We start from the raw sequence: 14,518 nt of genomic DNA on the forward strand, positions 1-14,518 counted from the left end.
CCGCTGCTGATGCTCAACGACCCCGAGAAGTTCACCGTGCAGATCGGCATCCAGAGCCTCGTCGGCGCGCAGAACATCAACTGGTCGTTGGTGCTCGGCGGCTCGGTCATCACCATGATTCCGCTGATCGTCGTCTTCCTGGTGTTCCAGCGTTACGTCATGAACGCCGACATCAACGCCGGACTGAAGGACTGACCTTGCCCACCCCGCTCGACCACGAGTTCGTCCGGTCGGTGGCCCGAGCCGCCGACCGGTCGGCCGCCCCGCCGGCGGCCGGCCCGGACGCGGAACCCGCCGGTGTGACCCACCGCGCTCTGGCGCGCCGGGTGAAGACCCTGGTCGCGGCATACCGTTCCCCGGACTCGGCACTGCACGGCAGCGGGCAGGCCGTCGCCGCCGCGATGACCCACCTGCGCGCCCTGCGGGCCGCGCAGACCACCACCGGCCTCTTCGCCGGCGGCGACAACGTGCAGTCCCCGCCGGACTCCGCGTTCACCGTCAACGACGTGTGCGACGCGCACGTCCTCGCCGCCGGCGGGGGGCCGGAACTGCACGACGTCACGGCCGCGCTCGCCGAGATCGCCGGCGCCGCCTCCGGCAGTCTCCTGACCGGTGGGGTGCACACCCCGAACCACCGCTGGGAGCTGTGCGCGGCACTGGCCCGGCTGCACCGGTCGTTCCCCGACGACCGGCTGCTCGACCGCGTCGAGGAGTGGCTCTCCGAGGGCGTCGACATCGACGCGGAGGGCCTCTACTCGGAACGGAGTGCCGTCTACGCGGCGCACGTGTCCAACCCCTCGCTGCTCCTGCTGGCCGACGTCCTCGGCCGCGCCGACCTGCGGGACGCTGTCGAGCGCAATCTCGCCGCCACCCTGGATCTGATCAGGCCGGACGGAACGGTGGAGACCGTCCACTCGCGACGGCAGGACCAGAACCACCCGTTCCCGCTGGCGCCTTACCTGCCGCACTACCGGCTGCTCGCGATCCGCACCGGCCGGGGCGACTTCAGCCGGGCGGCGCGGCTGGCTGCCGTCGGCGGCATCGACGACCCCGACCTGCTCGCCGAGACCCTCCTCACCCCGGACCTGTGCCGCGCCCTGCCCGCACCGGCCAGGGAGACGCTGCCCCGCGGCCGCTACCTCACCACCGCCCGCCTCGCCGCACACGCCTCGGCCACCGCACACACCGTGGTGTACGGCGGCTCCGACGTGCCCGAGTACCGGCGCATCCGCTCGGGCCTCGCCTGCAATCCGACCTTCCTGCGGCTGTTCGCCGGCGACGCCGTTCTCGACGCGGTCCGTCTCTCGCGGGGGTTCTTCGACCTGGGCCCGTTCCGCGCCGCCGGTATGCAGCAGCTCGCCGACAGCCGGTACCGGCTCACCGAAACCCTCACGGCCGCCTACTACCAGCCGCTCCGCACGGACCAGAGGCGGGACGACGGCGTCTACCGGCTGGTGGACGAGGGACGCTTCTCGGCCGCGATGGCTTTCCCGGACCGACCTCGGGACGAGGTCTCGCACACGACCCGCGTCGAGGTCGACCTGAGAGAAGACGGTGCCGACCTGCGGATCGAGATCAGCGGACCACGGGTGCCGTGGGCGCTCGAACTGACCTTCCGGCCGGGCGGCATTCCGGAGGGCGCCGTACCGATCGGCGACGGGCGCTGGTGCCTGACGAGCGGGCCGATGACCTACCGGGTCGGCGACGACGAGATCCGGGTCGAGGCCGGCGTCGAGGCAGGCGAACCGCTCGTCGGGCCGGACCGGAGCGACGTACTGCGGTACGACCCGGGGCAGGACTACACCGTGGCGGGCGGCACCGATGCGGCGACCGGGAACCGCGTCTACATCGGTGGACATGGCCCGCACACCCTGACCGTCGCACTACGCGCGCGGCGGCCCGCACCTGCCGAGTGACCCCGACGAACCACGCCATGGCCACCCCAGGCATGAAGGGTTGATCCCCGTGCACCACACGCCCCCACCCGTGCATCTTCCTCACCAGCGCGGCCCGTTGCACGACCTGCCGGACACCCCCGAGGCATACGACGCAGTCCTCGCGGACGTCGCCGAACAGGCCCTGGCCCGCATCACGCCGGAGGGCAATCTCGAACACCCCGACTGCGTCGACGACATCGGCGACACCTCGCTCGGCGTGACCTCACTGCTGGGCCTCGCATATCAGCGCTCCAAGGACCCGCGCCTGCCCGAGGCCGTGCTCAGCAGCCTCCGCTTCCACCTCCGCGAGCGGGTGTACACCGACGACAACCCCGGCTACCCGAACCTGAGGGTGCGCAACTCCGGTCTGCCGTACGCCCGTTACACCCTGGAGGCCGGCGCGCACCCCATCGGTGACTGGCCGAGCACGGTATGGGCGCTGCTCCAGCTGGTGAACGTCGTCGAGACGGCGAGCAGCCTGATCGACGACGAAACCCGCCACGAGCTGATCCAGTTGGGACACGGCTACTGGCGCTGGCTCACAGAGGCGACCTTCTTCAACCCGCAGGAGGCCGGCAACCAGGCCATCGGCTGTGTGGTCGGCGGGCTGATGCTCGCCCGGCAACTGCCCGCCCGGGACGGCGACACGGTGCGCGAGCGCGCCCTGCGCCTGTACGAGGAGAAGATCCGCGCCCACCGGGTGCGCGACCGGGGTGCGCTGCTTCCGCCCGAGCACGGTGGCGCGTACGACAACAACTACGGCCCGATCTCCCTGTCCTTCCTCGCCCAGGCCCATCTGGTCAGCGGCGAGGACATGTTCGCCGAGGACGGCGACACGCTCGCCCGCTACCTCGACGCACGCCTGACGACCGGCGGCTTCGACAACGGCGGCCCGCGCTACAGCGAACAGCACTCCGGCTTCGAGTCCGTGCTGGGGCTTCGCTACTTCAGCCGCCGTGTCGGCTCCGACCTCGGCCGCTACCGGGGTGACACCCGGTGGGGCCGGCACGCGGTGAAGGCGGACGGCGGGGTCGACGGTCACTTCGCGTGGATGCTGATCTGGCAGATCCTGCACAGCACGCGCTGGCACCGGGAGCCGTCCACGGCGGCCGCCCGGCATCAACTGCGCGCCGGCACGGTCTCGGTGGCCTTCGACGACCGGATGACCCCGGCCGTGGTCGAGGCGGGCGGTACCTACTACCTGCCCGCGGCCGTCAACCGGCAGCACGGCTTCGGTCCCGTCACCGACGGCTTCCTGTTGTGCCGCCCCATGGGCGAGGTCCGCGTCCGCGACCTGAGCGCCGACGGCCTGAAGGCCAAGCTGGTCACCAAGCCGGTCGTCGGCCGCGACCACGTCCTGCGCCACATCCGGTCCCTGTACGTCACCGACGGCACGCACCTCTGGCTGACGGTGGCCGTCGAGCGGCTGCCCGGGATGCCGTACCTGCTCGCCGGGCTGCCCTACGCGGCCGACGACGGTGACCGTGTGCGCAGGGTCGCGGCCGGCGAGGTGACGGCGGCGGGCGAACTCCGTCTGACCCACCCGGAGTCGGAGCGCACGGATCACTTCGACGCCCGTTCGGAGACCACCCAGGAGCTGGCGGCCTTCGCCCTGGCCGCCGATCCGCGCGGTTACGGCAACCCGGACCAGGGCTGGCGGCACCTGGTGGCATCGACGGCCCTGGAGGTGGATCCGGCGCCGGGCGGCCCGGAGGATCTCCATGTCTTCGCCGTGCGCTACGGCCCCGAGGGCCCGTTCTCCCCGGAGTTCGAGCTCGGGACGCAGGGGCTGACGGTGCGGACCGAGGCCTTCACCGCCGTGATCGGGGAACCGGCCGGCAACGCCGACGGCGAACCGGAGCTGACGCTTCACCGGTGACGGAGGCGGCGTCGGACGCGCGCGTCAGATCCTCGGGATCTGCTGCTCGAACCAGACGACCTTGCCCGTGCTCAACCTCGTAGCCCCCCAGCGCTGCGCCAGTTCGTCGACCAGGAACAGTCCGCGGCCGCCCTCGTCGCCCGGCTCGGCCTGGCGCATCCTGGGGACCTGGACCGAGTCGTCGGTCACCTCGCAGCGGAGTACGTCGGTGCGCAGCAGCCGCAACGCGATGGGCCGTGAGGCGTAGCGCACGGCGTTGGTCACCACCTCGCTGACCATGAGTTCCGTCGTGTCGAGCAGGGCGTCCAGGCCCCAGCGGCGCAGGGTCCTGCGGGTCAGCCGGCGTGCCTGGCCCGCGGTCATCGGGTGGGGGTCGAGGAACCAGTACCCGACGCTGTCCATCGGGAAGCCCTCGAACCGGGCGACGAGCAGGGCGATGTCGTCGTCCCGGGTGCCGGGGCCCAGGGTGCTCAGCACGTGATCGCACAGCGCTTCCAGTGCGGAGGTGCCGAGCCCGTGGGCGGTGGCCTGGAGGTGGGCGCGCAGAGCCGCGACGCCGGTTCCGATGTCCGTGTCACGGGACTCGACGAGGCCGTCGGTGTAGAGCAGCAGGGCCGCTCCGGTGGGCGCCGGCATCTCCGTGGATTCGAAGGCGACACCACCCACGCCGATCGGAGCACCGGGCGGGACGCGCAGTACCTCCACATGGCCGTCCGGGCGCAGCAGCAGCGCGGGCGGGTGGCCCGCGTTGGCCATCAGCAGCCGGTGCGATATGGGGTCGTAGATCGCGTAGAGGCAGGTCGCGATGTGGTCACCGCCCAGGCGCTGGGCCTGTTCGTCGAGGTGGTGCAGGACCTCGTGCGGAGGCAGGTCGAGCCCGGCGAGGGTCTGCACGATGGTGCGCAGCTGGCCCATGATCGCGGCGGAGGCCAGGGAATGGCCCATGACGTCGCCGACGATGAGCGCGATCCGGTTGCCGGGCAGCGGAATCGCGTCGTACCAGTCGCCGCCGACCTGGGCGGTCTTCGAGGCGGGCAGGTAGCGGCTGGCCATCCGTACGCCGGTGGGCTCGGGCAGCGACGACGGCAGCATCCGGTGCTGGAGCGTGTCCGCCACGGAGGCCTCGTATCCGTACATCACGGCCTTCTGCACGCCGAGCGCGGTGTGTGTCGCCAGTTGCGAGGCGACGAGCAGGTCGTCGCCGGTGAAGGCGGGGCGGCCGGGCCGGCGCAGGAGAACGACGGCGCCCATCAGGTGCCGGCGGCCGTGCAGCGGCGCGACGATCAGCCGGCGGCCCGGTGGGAGTGAGCCTTGCACATGCACCGTGGGCCCGAGAAGCTCGGCCATGGCAGGAGCGATCCCCGGCGCGTCGCCGAACACGGGCCGGCCGGCCAGCAGCAGCTCCGCGAGCCGGCCGGTGACAGCCACCTGCACACGATGGACCACTGTCGAGTGCATCGGTGCGACCTTCAGGAAAGGCGTACGGGAGCGTTCGGTGTCCGCGGCGATGGGGGCTCGGGCCATGCTGTGCACCTGGAGGACGACGGGCGCGGCCGACTCCTCGTCCCCGACCGGCAAGGGATCGTGGAGATGGACGAGTATCACGTCCGCGAACGCGGGGACGGCTGCCTGGCGCAGTTCCCTGAGGGTCTCGTCCAGGTCCATCCCGCGGGCGATCCGCCGCGTTGCCACGTCGAGGTATCGAAGCCGGTCGGTCTGCGGGCCGTTGCTGTCCGGGTCCTCGTCGTGGGGGGTGCGGTGCTCCTTCACGTGACTTGTCCGTCCGGTGGGTGCGGTGCCGCGGCCCGTGGTGGTCGATGGTGCCCTCTCAGTCACGCCGCCGGCAGCAGAAGAAGACCTGCTCCTCGGGCGGGACGTCGGTGACCGCCGGGGCGTAGGTGTAGGAGTCCTCCTTCACGATCTCGAAGCCCCCGGCCTCGACGACCCTGCGCAGCTCTTCTCGCAGGTAGCCGGAGACCCGGATGGTGTTCCCGAGGAACGGGATCGAGAAGTCGTCCACATCGGCCTCCACCATCGAGAGGACGAACAGGCCGCCGGGGGACAGCAGGTGACGGATCGTCAGCAGCGCGAGAGGGATCTCCGCGCGCGGCAGCATCAGCAGCGAGAAGAAGGCCGCGACGGCGTCGAAGCGGCCGAGCCGGCCAGGGCCGCCCGGTCGCAGGTCGGCGAGGTCCAGCTGACGGAAGGTCGCAGCCGGTACATACGCCCGGGCGAGTCTCACCATCTCGCCGGACAGGTCGACGCCGAGAACCTTGAAACCGGCGTCCGTCAACTGGCGCGCTGTGGGCATTCCGGTGCCACAGCCGAGATCCAGCACGCGGGATCCTGCCGGCAGGGATGCGATCAGCCATTCACCGGCGGAAACCTGGCCCTCCTTGTGAGGAAAGGCCTCGTCATAGCGGTCGCCGATGGCATCGAAGGCTTCGGCCTGGCCGCTGCGGTCGATCCGTATGCTCTCGTAATCAAGCCCATTGCTTTCATTGATCACGAAAGTCACCTTTCAGTGTGATTGTGGAATTATTTCACAACTTGACGAATCCGGGAGGCGTGCAAGTGTCCCCGCCCCGGGCAGGTGAATCCAGCCTTCGGTACGGGCAGACTCGGCGTCGGCTCCGTCGGGCCATGACGTGAAGCCCGTCCGCACGGCCCTGGCCGCGAGGGCGGCGACCAGAGCGTCATACGCGTCACGGCTGTGCGCGTATGGCTGGCGCGCGTCCTCGGGCATGTGCAACCACGGTGCTGCCGCGAGGAGTTCGTCGACGGTTCCGACGACGAGGTCCCACTGCCGACGGGCTGCGCTCGGATACACCTCGGCCACGGACCCGCGCCCCGTGCGGTCGACGGGCCGCCCCCGGGCCGCGAGGAGTGCCTGAAGCCGAGCCCACCGGATGGCGACGGCGCCGAGCTTGTCGCAGGAGACGGAGAGCGGATGGCGCGGCGCGTGCTCGGCGACGATCTTGTCTGTGCGGCGGTAGCGCAGAGAGTCCAGGTCCTGGATGCCGTCCGCGTCCCGGCCGGGCCACGTGGGGTGCGGTGCGGCGTGGGCGTTCATGGAGTCGACGAACGTGGTGGGCCAGCCGAAGGGGCAGTCCACGCCCGCCTGATCGTCCGGCCCCAGAGCGAGCAGCAGCTTCAACAACTCTTCGTCGTCGCAGGCGAGTTGGGGTGGCAGTACCGTGGCCCGGCCCGGCGTCCACTCGATGACGGCGGCCGCCGTACGCGGCGGCCTGGCCGAAAGGTCGATCCCGACGGTTCGCATGAGGGACAGACTAGGTACGTGTGCCCACCGGCGCCGTCAGCTCACCGACCGGCACGATCAGGTCCGCCCGGTCCCGGGTCGCGGCGACCAGGTCGGCGTTGTGCTGGTCCGTTCCCAGGGCCCACGCGACCGCCTCTTCGTGGTCCTTTCCGAATTCCTCGTGGCGGGCGGTCAGCCGCCGGAGCCGCTCCCGCTCATCGAGCCCGCAGAACCACACCTCGTCCAGCTGCTGCCGGACGCGCACCCACGGCCCCGTCTCCAGCAGCAGGTAATTGCCCTCCGTCACGACCAGCCGGATGCTCGGCGGCACCGGGATCGCGCCCGCGATCGGCTGCTCCAGCACCCGCTCGAAGCCGGGCGCGTACACGATGCCGTCGTCCTCCTCGCGCACGCGTCGCAGCAGAGCCGCGTAGCCGGCGGCGTCGAACGTGTCGGGTGCGCCCTTGCGGTCCCGGAGACCGAGGCGGTCGAGTTCGATGTCGGCCAGGTGGAAGCCGTCCATCGGGACGTGCGCGACCCAGGGATCCCCGGAGCCGTTCAGCTCCCGTACGAGGGCTTCGGCGAGCGTCGTCTTGCCCGCGCCGGGGCTTCCCGCGATGCCGAGGACGGCACGGCGGCTGCCGTCGGTGAGGCCGCGGGCGCGGGTGAGGAGGTCGTCGAAGGTCACGGGCACACCGCAGAGTGTGGCACCCGGCGGGGCGATGAGTTGTGCCGGTACGGGAAGTCGGTAGAGGCGGGGAGTCTCTTCACCGGAGTCTTCACCGAAGAGTCACCGACGAGGAGGGAGCCACCGCCATGTCGGACGACGAAGCGCGGATCCGCACCCTGATCACCCACTGGGCCGAAGCCGTCCACCGCGGCGATCTCGACCGCGTGCTCGCCGATCACGCCCAGGACATCGTCATGTACGACGTACCGCCGCCTCACGAGGGCATCCACGGCCTCGACGCCTACCGCGCGAGCTGGCCGCCGTTCTTCGTCTGGCAGGCCCAGGGCGCCTGCTTCGACATCGAGTCCCTCGACATCACCGCGGGCCCGGACGTCGCCTACGCACACGCCCTGCTGCGCTGCGGCACCCCGGAGGAGCTCGCCGAGCGCCCCACGCTGCGCCTGCGGCTCACCCTCGGCCTGCGCAAGGAGGACGGTCGCTGGCTGGTCTCCCACGAGCACCACTCGTTCCCGCACGACTGACCTCCCGCCGGGGGGCGGCCGACTGATGTACGTGGGTGCACTGGACGAGGTACCGACATCCGGTTTGGGTTAGTTTGTTCGTGTTTCCCGGACTGAGGGGTGGACGATGGCGCACGGCACGAACGCCATGCTCGCCGGTATGGGACGACGCGACGAGGCGACCGTGCCCGGTACGTTCGGGCGGGCCCGCGACAGGGGCCTGCTCGCGGCGGTCGCCGGCGGCTTCACACTCGCCCAGCTCGTCCTCGTCCACCCGTCCATGGGTCTCGGCTGGGACGAAACCGTGTACGTCAGCCAGGTCGGCACCCAGGCGCCGGCCGCCTTCTTCAGCGCACCGCGTGCCCGTGGCGTCTCGCTGCTGGTGGCACCGGTCGCCTCCTGGTCGACGTCCACCACGCTGCTGCGCGTCTACCTCGCACTGCTGGCCGGAGTCGGTCTGTACCTCGCCCTGCGCGCCTGGCGCGGACTGTTCCCGACCGGCGTCCTGGCCACCGCCGGCGCCCTGTTCGCCACCTTGTGGGTGACACTCTTCTACGCCCCGCAGGCGATGCCCAACTACTGGGTGGCGATCGGCGCCCTGGTCTGCGTCGGCTGCTACTTGCGCGCCCGCGCGGACCGACTCGACCGGCGGGCCTGGTGGGGCGCCGCGGCCGGCGCGGTGCTCATGGCGCTGATGCGGCCCACGGACGCGGCCTGGGTCGCGTTGCCCCTGCTGGTTCTTTCGGTACGTCAGTGGCGGCTCGCGCTCGCCCTCGTGGCGGGGCTCGCGGTCGGCGCCGTCGCGTGGGTGACCGAGGCCTACGTCAGCCACGACGGCCTGGGCGAGCGGCTGTCCGAGGCATCCCGGATCCAGGGCGGACTCGGCTGGCACAACGCCGTCGACGACCAGCTGCGCAGCCTGATCGGGCGCACCCTGTGCCGCCCCTGCACCGGGGAGATGCCCAACCCGGCGGTGACCCTGTGGTGGTTCGTGCTCCCGCTGCTCGCCGTCCTCGGCCTCGCGGTCGCCGTCCGCGCCGGACGGACCGCGTACACCCTCGTACCGCTCCTGATCGCCACGACCGCCGCCGTTCCCTACCTGTTCCTGATCGGATACGCCGCCCCGCGCTTCCTGCTGCCCGCCTACGCGCTGCTCGCCGTCCCCGTCGCCGACGCGCTGCGCCACCTGGTCACCGCACCGAGCGGGCGATGGCGACCGGTCGTCGCGACGCTGGTCGCGGTCGGGCTGGCCGGACATCTCGCCGTGCAGTACGTCGTCCTGGAGCGCGCCGTGGACCGCACCACCGCCGACCGCCGCGCCTGGACCCGCAGCGCCGCCGAACTGCACCGCCTGGGCGTCCGCCCGCCCTGTCTGCTCACCGGGCACGAGGCCATCCCCGTCGCCTACTACACCGGCTGCTCCTCCGGGGCGATCCGCGGCCACAACGCCAACACCACCAAGGCGGACATCCTGCGTACCGCACGCACGCTCCCGGTCGGCGCCCTCACTCCGCCGGGCGGCATCCCGCCCGGGTACGCCCGTACCTGGCAGACCCACCGGCTCGACGGTCTGGACGTCCACATCGCACCGGGGCCCGTATGACGTCCGAGCAGGTCCTCGCCCCACCCACCCGAAGACGCGCCTACGTGCACACCGCCCTCACGCTCGCCGTTCTGGCGGGCGCCGGCTATCTGGCGCGTCGGCACTGGCCAGTGCTGGAGACCGGAGCCGTCCGGCTCGCCGTCGCCGACCAGGGCTGGCTGCTCGTGGCCGCGTCGGCCGCGCTCGCGACCTGGGTGTGCTCGGCGCTCGCCCAGCAGGGCGCCGTGACCGATCGGCTGCCGCCGGGACGGCTCGTCGCCGCGCAGTTCGCCGCCTCCGCCGCCAACCATCTGCTGCCCGCCGGCCTCGGCGCGGGCGCGGTCAACCTCCGCTTCCTCATGCGCTGCGGCCTGTCCGCCGGCCGCTCGGCCACGGCCCTCGCGGTGAAGGCGACCGCGGGCGTGGTGGTCCGCGGTGCCCTGATCGGCGTACTCGCCCTGGCCTGCCCGGGGGTTCTGCTGGTGCCGTCCCTGTCCGCCGGATGGGTGGCCGCCGTGATCTTCGTGGCGTGCGTGGCTGCGGTCCTGCTGAGCAGCGGGCGGTGCCGCCGGGCCCTCGCCGTCGTGGCGGCCGACATCCGTGCCGTGCACGCCCGCCCGCAGCGTGCGGCGGCCCTGTGGGGCGGGTCGCTGGCCTTCACCGTGCTCCACTGCGCGGTGCTCATCGCCGTCACCCAGGCCGTGGCCCTGCCGCTCGCCCCGGCCAGAGTGGCGCTGCTCTATCTCGCCGCGAGCAGTGCGGCCGCGCTGCTGCCCACCCCCGGCGGCCTCGGCTCCCTCGACGCCGCACTCGCCCTCGCGCTCACCGCGGGTGGCGCCCCGGCGTCCGCCGTAGCCTCCGCCGTGCTCGGCTACCGGCTGCTGACGATGTGGCTGCCGCTCGTTCCGGGGCTGGTGGTACTCGGGTTGCTCGTCCGGCGCAAGGCGCTGTGAGGCGTTTCCGGAGAACCAGGTTCAGGTAGGACTGAGTTACCGGCACCGACGCGAGGGGGAGTGCGATGGCAGGCGAGGAGACCGGTGGTCGGCTGGGGGACGAGTTCTTCACGCCGGGGAGTTCGTCGTTCTCCGAGTTCCTGGCGGCGTACCGCCCGGAGTTGCTGAGCACGCGCAGCCCGCTCCCGCACGGCGTCCGCGCCGACCCGGACCGTGTTCCGCACGGCACCACGGTGCTCGCCCTCGCCTATCGCGACGGTGTGTTGATCGCGGGGGACCGCAGGGCGACGATGGGCAACCTCATCGCCCAGCGCGATCTGGAGAAGGTGCACCCCGCCGACGACCACACAGCGGTCGCCTTCGCCGGCACGGTCGGTCTCGCGCTGGACATGGTGAAGCTGTACCAGGTGGAGCTGGCGCACTTCGAGAAGATCGAGGGCACGGCGATGAGCCTCAACGCGAAGGCGCGTCGACTGGCCGGCATGATCCGCGAGAACCTCGGCCAGGCCATGCAGGGCCTCGCCGTCGTCCCCCTCCTCACCGGCTACGACCCGTCCGCCCCCGAGGGCGACAGGGGCCGCATCTTCAGCTTCGACGTCGCCGGCGGTCTGTACGAGAAGTCCGACTTCCACGCCGAGGGTTCCGGATCGCCGTATGCGCGTGGTGCGTTGAAGAAGCTGTTCCACAAGGGCATGTCCCGGCGCGACGCCGCCCTGGCCGCGCTTCAGGCGCTGTACGACGCCGCGGACGACGACTCCGCGACCGGCGGCCCCGACATCAACCGCCGGATCTTCCCCATCGTCTCGGTCATCACCGAGGAGGGCTTCGAGCGGCTGCCGGAACCGGAGACGGAAGCCCTGAGCCGCGAGATGGTCGAACAGCGCCGCGGCAGCCCGGACGGACCGACCGCGACCGTCTGACACCGGCCTTTCCCGGCCCATGGTGAAGACCTGCCACGGCCTTTACCGCACATCGATTGCATATGCCGGGACATGCCGGGAGGCTGCCCAGTGCGGCCGCTCACCGACGGCAACCCGATGACGGCCGCCCCTGATTCCGCTCCGCCCCTCCCCGCCACGGCCCCGACGGCTCGGCCTGGCACCGCGTCCGCACCGCCTTGACGCGGCAGGAGTGGATCAGGGTCGGGGGAGTGACCGCCGTCGCCCCGGCCCTTCGGCGGAACCTCGACGTCACGTGCGCAGCCCCGACTCCCCGCGCCATTTGAGGATCTGCTGCTGCGGATCGCCGGTGTACGACCACGGAGTGCGGGTCGCCCGGCAATCGAGCATCCGCAGCAGCGGGGCGGCGATGTCCGACTGGTCAGCGAGACAGGCCGCGTGGGCCAGGTAGTTGAAGTCGCGCAGCTCACCGGGAGCGATCGTGCTGTCGGTGCGGCCCATGATCCAGCGCTGCCAGGTGCGGCGTACGTCGCTGACGGCGCCGTCGTGGTCCCAGTGCTGCCCGAGCCCCATGGCGGTGTGCCGGCCCTTCGCGGCGTCCAGGGCGTAGCGGAACTCCTCGACCCGGGCGTACTGGACCAGCACCGGCAGCGCACAACCGGGCGGTGCCACGCCTGCCGCGTCGCGTGCGAAGTCGTACATGAGGCCGTGTGTGCCGTGCCAGCGGGAGGAGTAGTAGTGCAGCACCTGGAGGTGGCCCTCCACGCTGTACGGGTCCCGCCGGTGCAACTCGTCCCACCAGCGGGCCAGCTCCTGCCGCCGTACGCCCGACGGGTACAGCCGGGCGACGGAGATCAGGGAGATCCACGGGGTGGGGTCCTCCGGATACGCCTCGGCGGCGTCCAGACACGCGGTCACCGAGCCGTCGATGCGGCGCCGGTCGATCGGCACGCCCCGGCCCGCCGTGATGGCCAGGTTGAACGCCCGAGTGGTCTCCGTCGCCGCCCGCAGCACCAGTGCGTCGGCACTGCGCGGCTCGGCGGCCAGCCACGACTCGACCGTGGAACTGCCTGCGCAGGCCTGGGCGAGCTGCCGCACCCGGTGGCCGCGCACCAGCCAGTCGGGGCCGGTGGCCCGCAGCAGTTCTCTGAGGCCCTGCCAGCGGCCGATGACGATGTCCTGGCGGGCTGCGGTGAGGGGCGCGTCCCCGCAGTCGGGATCGAAGTCGAGGACGAAGCGGTCTCGCGCCATCGGGATCTCCCTCAGAAGTCGGTGGGGAGACCCTCGTGGACACGGGAGTGCGCGGCCGGATGGCTGTCGGGCACGTAGTCCACGGTGACGGTGCGGCTGGCGTCGAGTTTCGCCGGGCGGTAGTAGTCGCTGCCCTGCCGCCAGTACCAGAGCATCGGGACCAGCCCGACGGCGAGGCCGCCGATGCCGATCGTGATCGCCGGAGCGCTCAACTCGCCCAGCGACTCTACGAAGATCCAGAACATGAAGAGCGCGCCGGCCAGCGGCCACACTCCGCCGAGGAGGAAGTTCGCCGGGGAATTCAGCAGCACTCTGCGGTAGGCGACGACGACCGCGAGGCCCGCGAGACCGTAGTAGACGGCGATCTGTAGACCGATCGCCGAGATGGCGTGGCCCATGATGTCGCCGACCGTGCCGAGCGCGTTGGAGGCGATGATCATCATCAGTGCCACCGCGCCCACCACGGCGATCGCCACCCAGGGCGTGTTCCAGGTGCGGTGCACCCGGCCCAGCGCGGACGGCATCGTCCGGTCGCGGCCCATCGCGAACAGCGAGCGCGTCACCTGGATCAGCGTGGTCTCCAGCGTGGCGATGGTGGACAGCATCACCGCGACGATCAGCAGCTTGCCGCCCCAGCCGGGCCAGATCTCATCGCCCAGCAGGGCAAGGACGTTGGCGTCGCCGTCCTGGATCTGCCGCGCGGACAGCAGGACGTTCACCGCGATGGTGAACACCTCGAAGAGCAGGAAGACGATGCCGACTCCGATCAGCCCGGCGAGTCCTGTCGTACGACGGCTGTTGCGGGTCTCCTCGCTGAGGTTGCTGGTGACGTCCCAGCCCCAGTAGTAGAACGCGGCGATCAGCGCACCGGACGCGAAGCCCGACACGCCGTCGAAGTGGCCGAAGCCGAGCCACGACCAGTCGAAGGCGCGCGCATGGCCGGAGTGGAAGAGGGCGAGCACCACGAAGAGCGCCAGGATGACGAGTTCGACGCCGGACATGACCAGCTGCGCGCGGACGGTGAGCCGGGCGCCGCCGAGCACCACGAACAGCATGAGCAGGAACCAGGCGGCCCCGACCAGCGTCGACAGCAGGGTGTCGTCGGCGAGTTGCTCGTCGAAGAGCGCGAGCGTCATCGAACCGGCGGGCAGCGAACCGGCCACCATGAAGATGGTCGCCGAGATCACCAGCGCCCAGCCGCTGATGAAGCCGAGAAAGGGATGCAGCGTCCGCCCCACCCAGGAGTAACTGGCGCCCGCGTTCACATCGATCCGGCCGAGATAGCTGAACGCCAGTGCGATGCCCAGCATCGGTATCGCGCAGTACAGCAGGGCCGCGGGACTCGCCACCCCCACCGTACCGACCAGGACGGCGGTGGTCGCGGCGAGGGAGTACGCCGGCGCGCTGCCCGCGACCGCCATCACCACGGTGTCGAACGTGCTGAGGGCATTGGCCTGGAGGCCTCTGCCCCTGCTGTTGCTCATCGTTGTGCTGCTTTCGGTCGTGCACGACGCCGGGGCATGCCGCGGCGCCGTAAGGGTGGGGGGTGAATCCGCCGCGAACCGGG

Annotated in this window: 12 protein-coding genes and 1 pseudogene; 7 read left to right on the forward strand and 6 right to left on the reverse strand. The window is 71.4% G+C overall.

Going from position 1 to position 14,518, the window contains the following annotated elements:
* From KCH87_RS47375 to KCH87_RS47385, 3 genes and pseudogenes are all read left to right on the forward strand, one after another.
* Positions 1-195: pseudogene (locus KCH87_RS47375) on the forward strand (carbohydrate ABC transporter permease); the annotation flags it as partial.
* Positions 196-197: 2 nt separating this feature from the next.
* Positions 198-1,916: a hypothetical protein gene (locus tag KCH87_RS47380; RefSeq protein ID WP_210594216.1), complete on the forward strand. Its 1,719-nt coding sequence runs from the start codon at positions 198-200 to the stop codon at positions 1,914-1,916.
* Between the two features lie 70 nt (positions 1,917-1,986).
* Positions 1,987-3,816 (forward strand): hypothetical protein, encoded by a 1,830-nt coding sequence (locus KCH87_RS47385; RefSeq protein WP_210594217.1) that lies wholly within the window; start codon positions 1,987-1,989, stop codon positions 3,814-3,816.
* A 24-nt stretch (positions 3,817-3,840) separates the two neighbouring features.
* Here KCH87_RS47385 and KCH87_RS47390 read toward each other — a convergent pair whose 3' ends face one another.
* The 4 genes from KCH87_RS47390 to KCH87_RS47405 all read right to left on the reverse strand — a co-directional run bounded on the left by KCH87_RS47390 (position 3,841) and on the right by KCH87_RS47405 (position 7,769).
* A complete protein-coding gene (locus tag KCH87_RS47390) occupies positions 3,841-5,481 on the reverse strand; it encodes an ATP-binding SpoIIE family protein phosphatase (RefSeq protein WP_210594241.1) in 1,641 nt (546 codons plus the stop codon).
* A 163-nt stretch (positions 5,482-5,644) separates the two neighbouring features.
* Positions 5,645-6,325, reverse strand: a complete 681-nt coding sequence (locus KCH87_RS47395; RefSeq protein WP_210594218.1) for a class I SAM-dependent methyltransferase — start codon at positions 6,323-6,325, stop codon at positions 5,645-5,647.
* Positions 6,326-6,337: 12 nt separating this feature from the next.
* The gene (locus KCH87_RS47400) at positions 6,338-7,096 is read right to left on the reverse strand and encodes a DUF429 domain-containing protein (RefSeq protein WP_210594219.1); all 759 of its coding nucleotides are present in this window, start codon (positions 7,094-7,096) and stop codon (positions 6,338-6,340) included.
* 10 nt (positions 7,097-7,106) lie between these two features.
* Entirely contained in the window at positions 7,107-7,769 is a 663-nt protein-coding gene (locus tag KCH87_RS47405; RefSeq protein ID WP_210594220.1) for a nucleoside/nucleotide kinase family protein, read from the reverse strand.
* 122 nt (positions 7,770-7,891) lie between these two features.
* Between KCH87_RS47405 and KCH87_RS47410 the strand changes: the two genes are divergently transcribed.
* From KCH87_RS47410 to prcB, 4 genes are all read left to right on the forward strand, one after another.
* Entirely contained in the window at positions 7,892-8,287 is a 396-nt protein-coding gene (locus KCH87_RS47410; protein WP_210594221.1) for an SgcJ/EcaC family oxidoreductase, read from the forward strand.
* A 106-nt stretch (positions 8,288-8,393) separates the two neighbouring features.
* Complete coding sequence (locus tag KCH87_RS47415; protein ID WP_210594222.1) at positions 8,394-9,869, forward strand: hypothetical protein; 1,476 nt, start codon at positions 8,394-8,396, stop codon at positions 9,867-9,869.
* Positions 9,866-10,801, forward strand: a complete 936-nt coding sequence (locus KCH87_RS47420) for a lysylphosphatidylglycerol synthase domain-containing protein (RefSeq protein WP_210594223.1) — start codon at positions 9,866-9,868, stop codon at positions 10,799-10,801. Before KCH87_RS47415 ends, KCH87_RS47420 begins: the two co-directional genes overlap by 4 nt.
* Before the next feature lie 65 nt (positions 10,802-10,866).
* Positions 10,867-11,721: a proteasome subunit beta gene (gene prcB, locus KCH87_RS47425; protein WP_210594224.1), complete on the forward strand. Its 855-nt coding sequence runs from the start codon at positions 10,867-10,869 to the stop codon at positions 11,719-11,721.
* 270 nt (positions 11,722-11,991) lie between these two features.
* On the opposite strand, the gene KCH87_RS47430 is transcribed toward prcB, so the two are convergent.
* Positions 11,992-12,951, reverse strand: coding sequence for a hypothetical protein (locus KCH87_RS47430; RefSeq protein WP_210594225.1), 960 nt, complete (start codon positions 12,949-12,951; stop codon positions 11,992-11,994).
* A gap of 11 nt (positions 12,952-12,962) precedes the next feature.
* Positions 12,963-14,435: an APC family permease gene (locus KCH87_RS47435; RefSeq protein ID WP_210594226.1), complete on the reverse strand. Its 1,473-nt coding sequence runs from the start codon at positions 14,433-14,435 to the stop codon at positions 12,963-12,965.
* Between the last annotated feature and the right edge of the window lie 83 nt (positions 14,436-14,518).

It is taken from the genome of Streptomyces sp. GESEQ-35 (genome assembly GCF_017948485.1).
Lineage (GTDB): Bacteria > Actinomycetota > Actinomycetes > Streptomycetales > Streptomycetaceae > Streptomyces.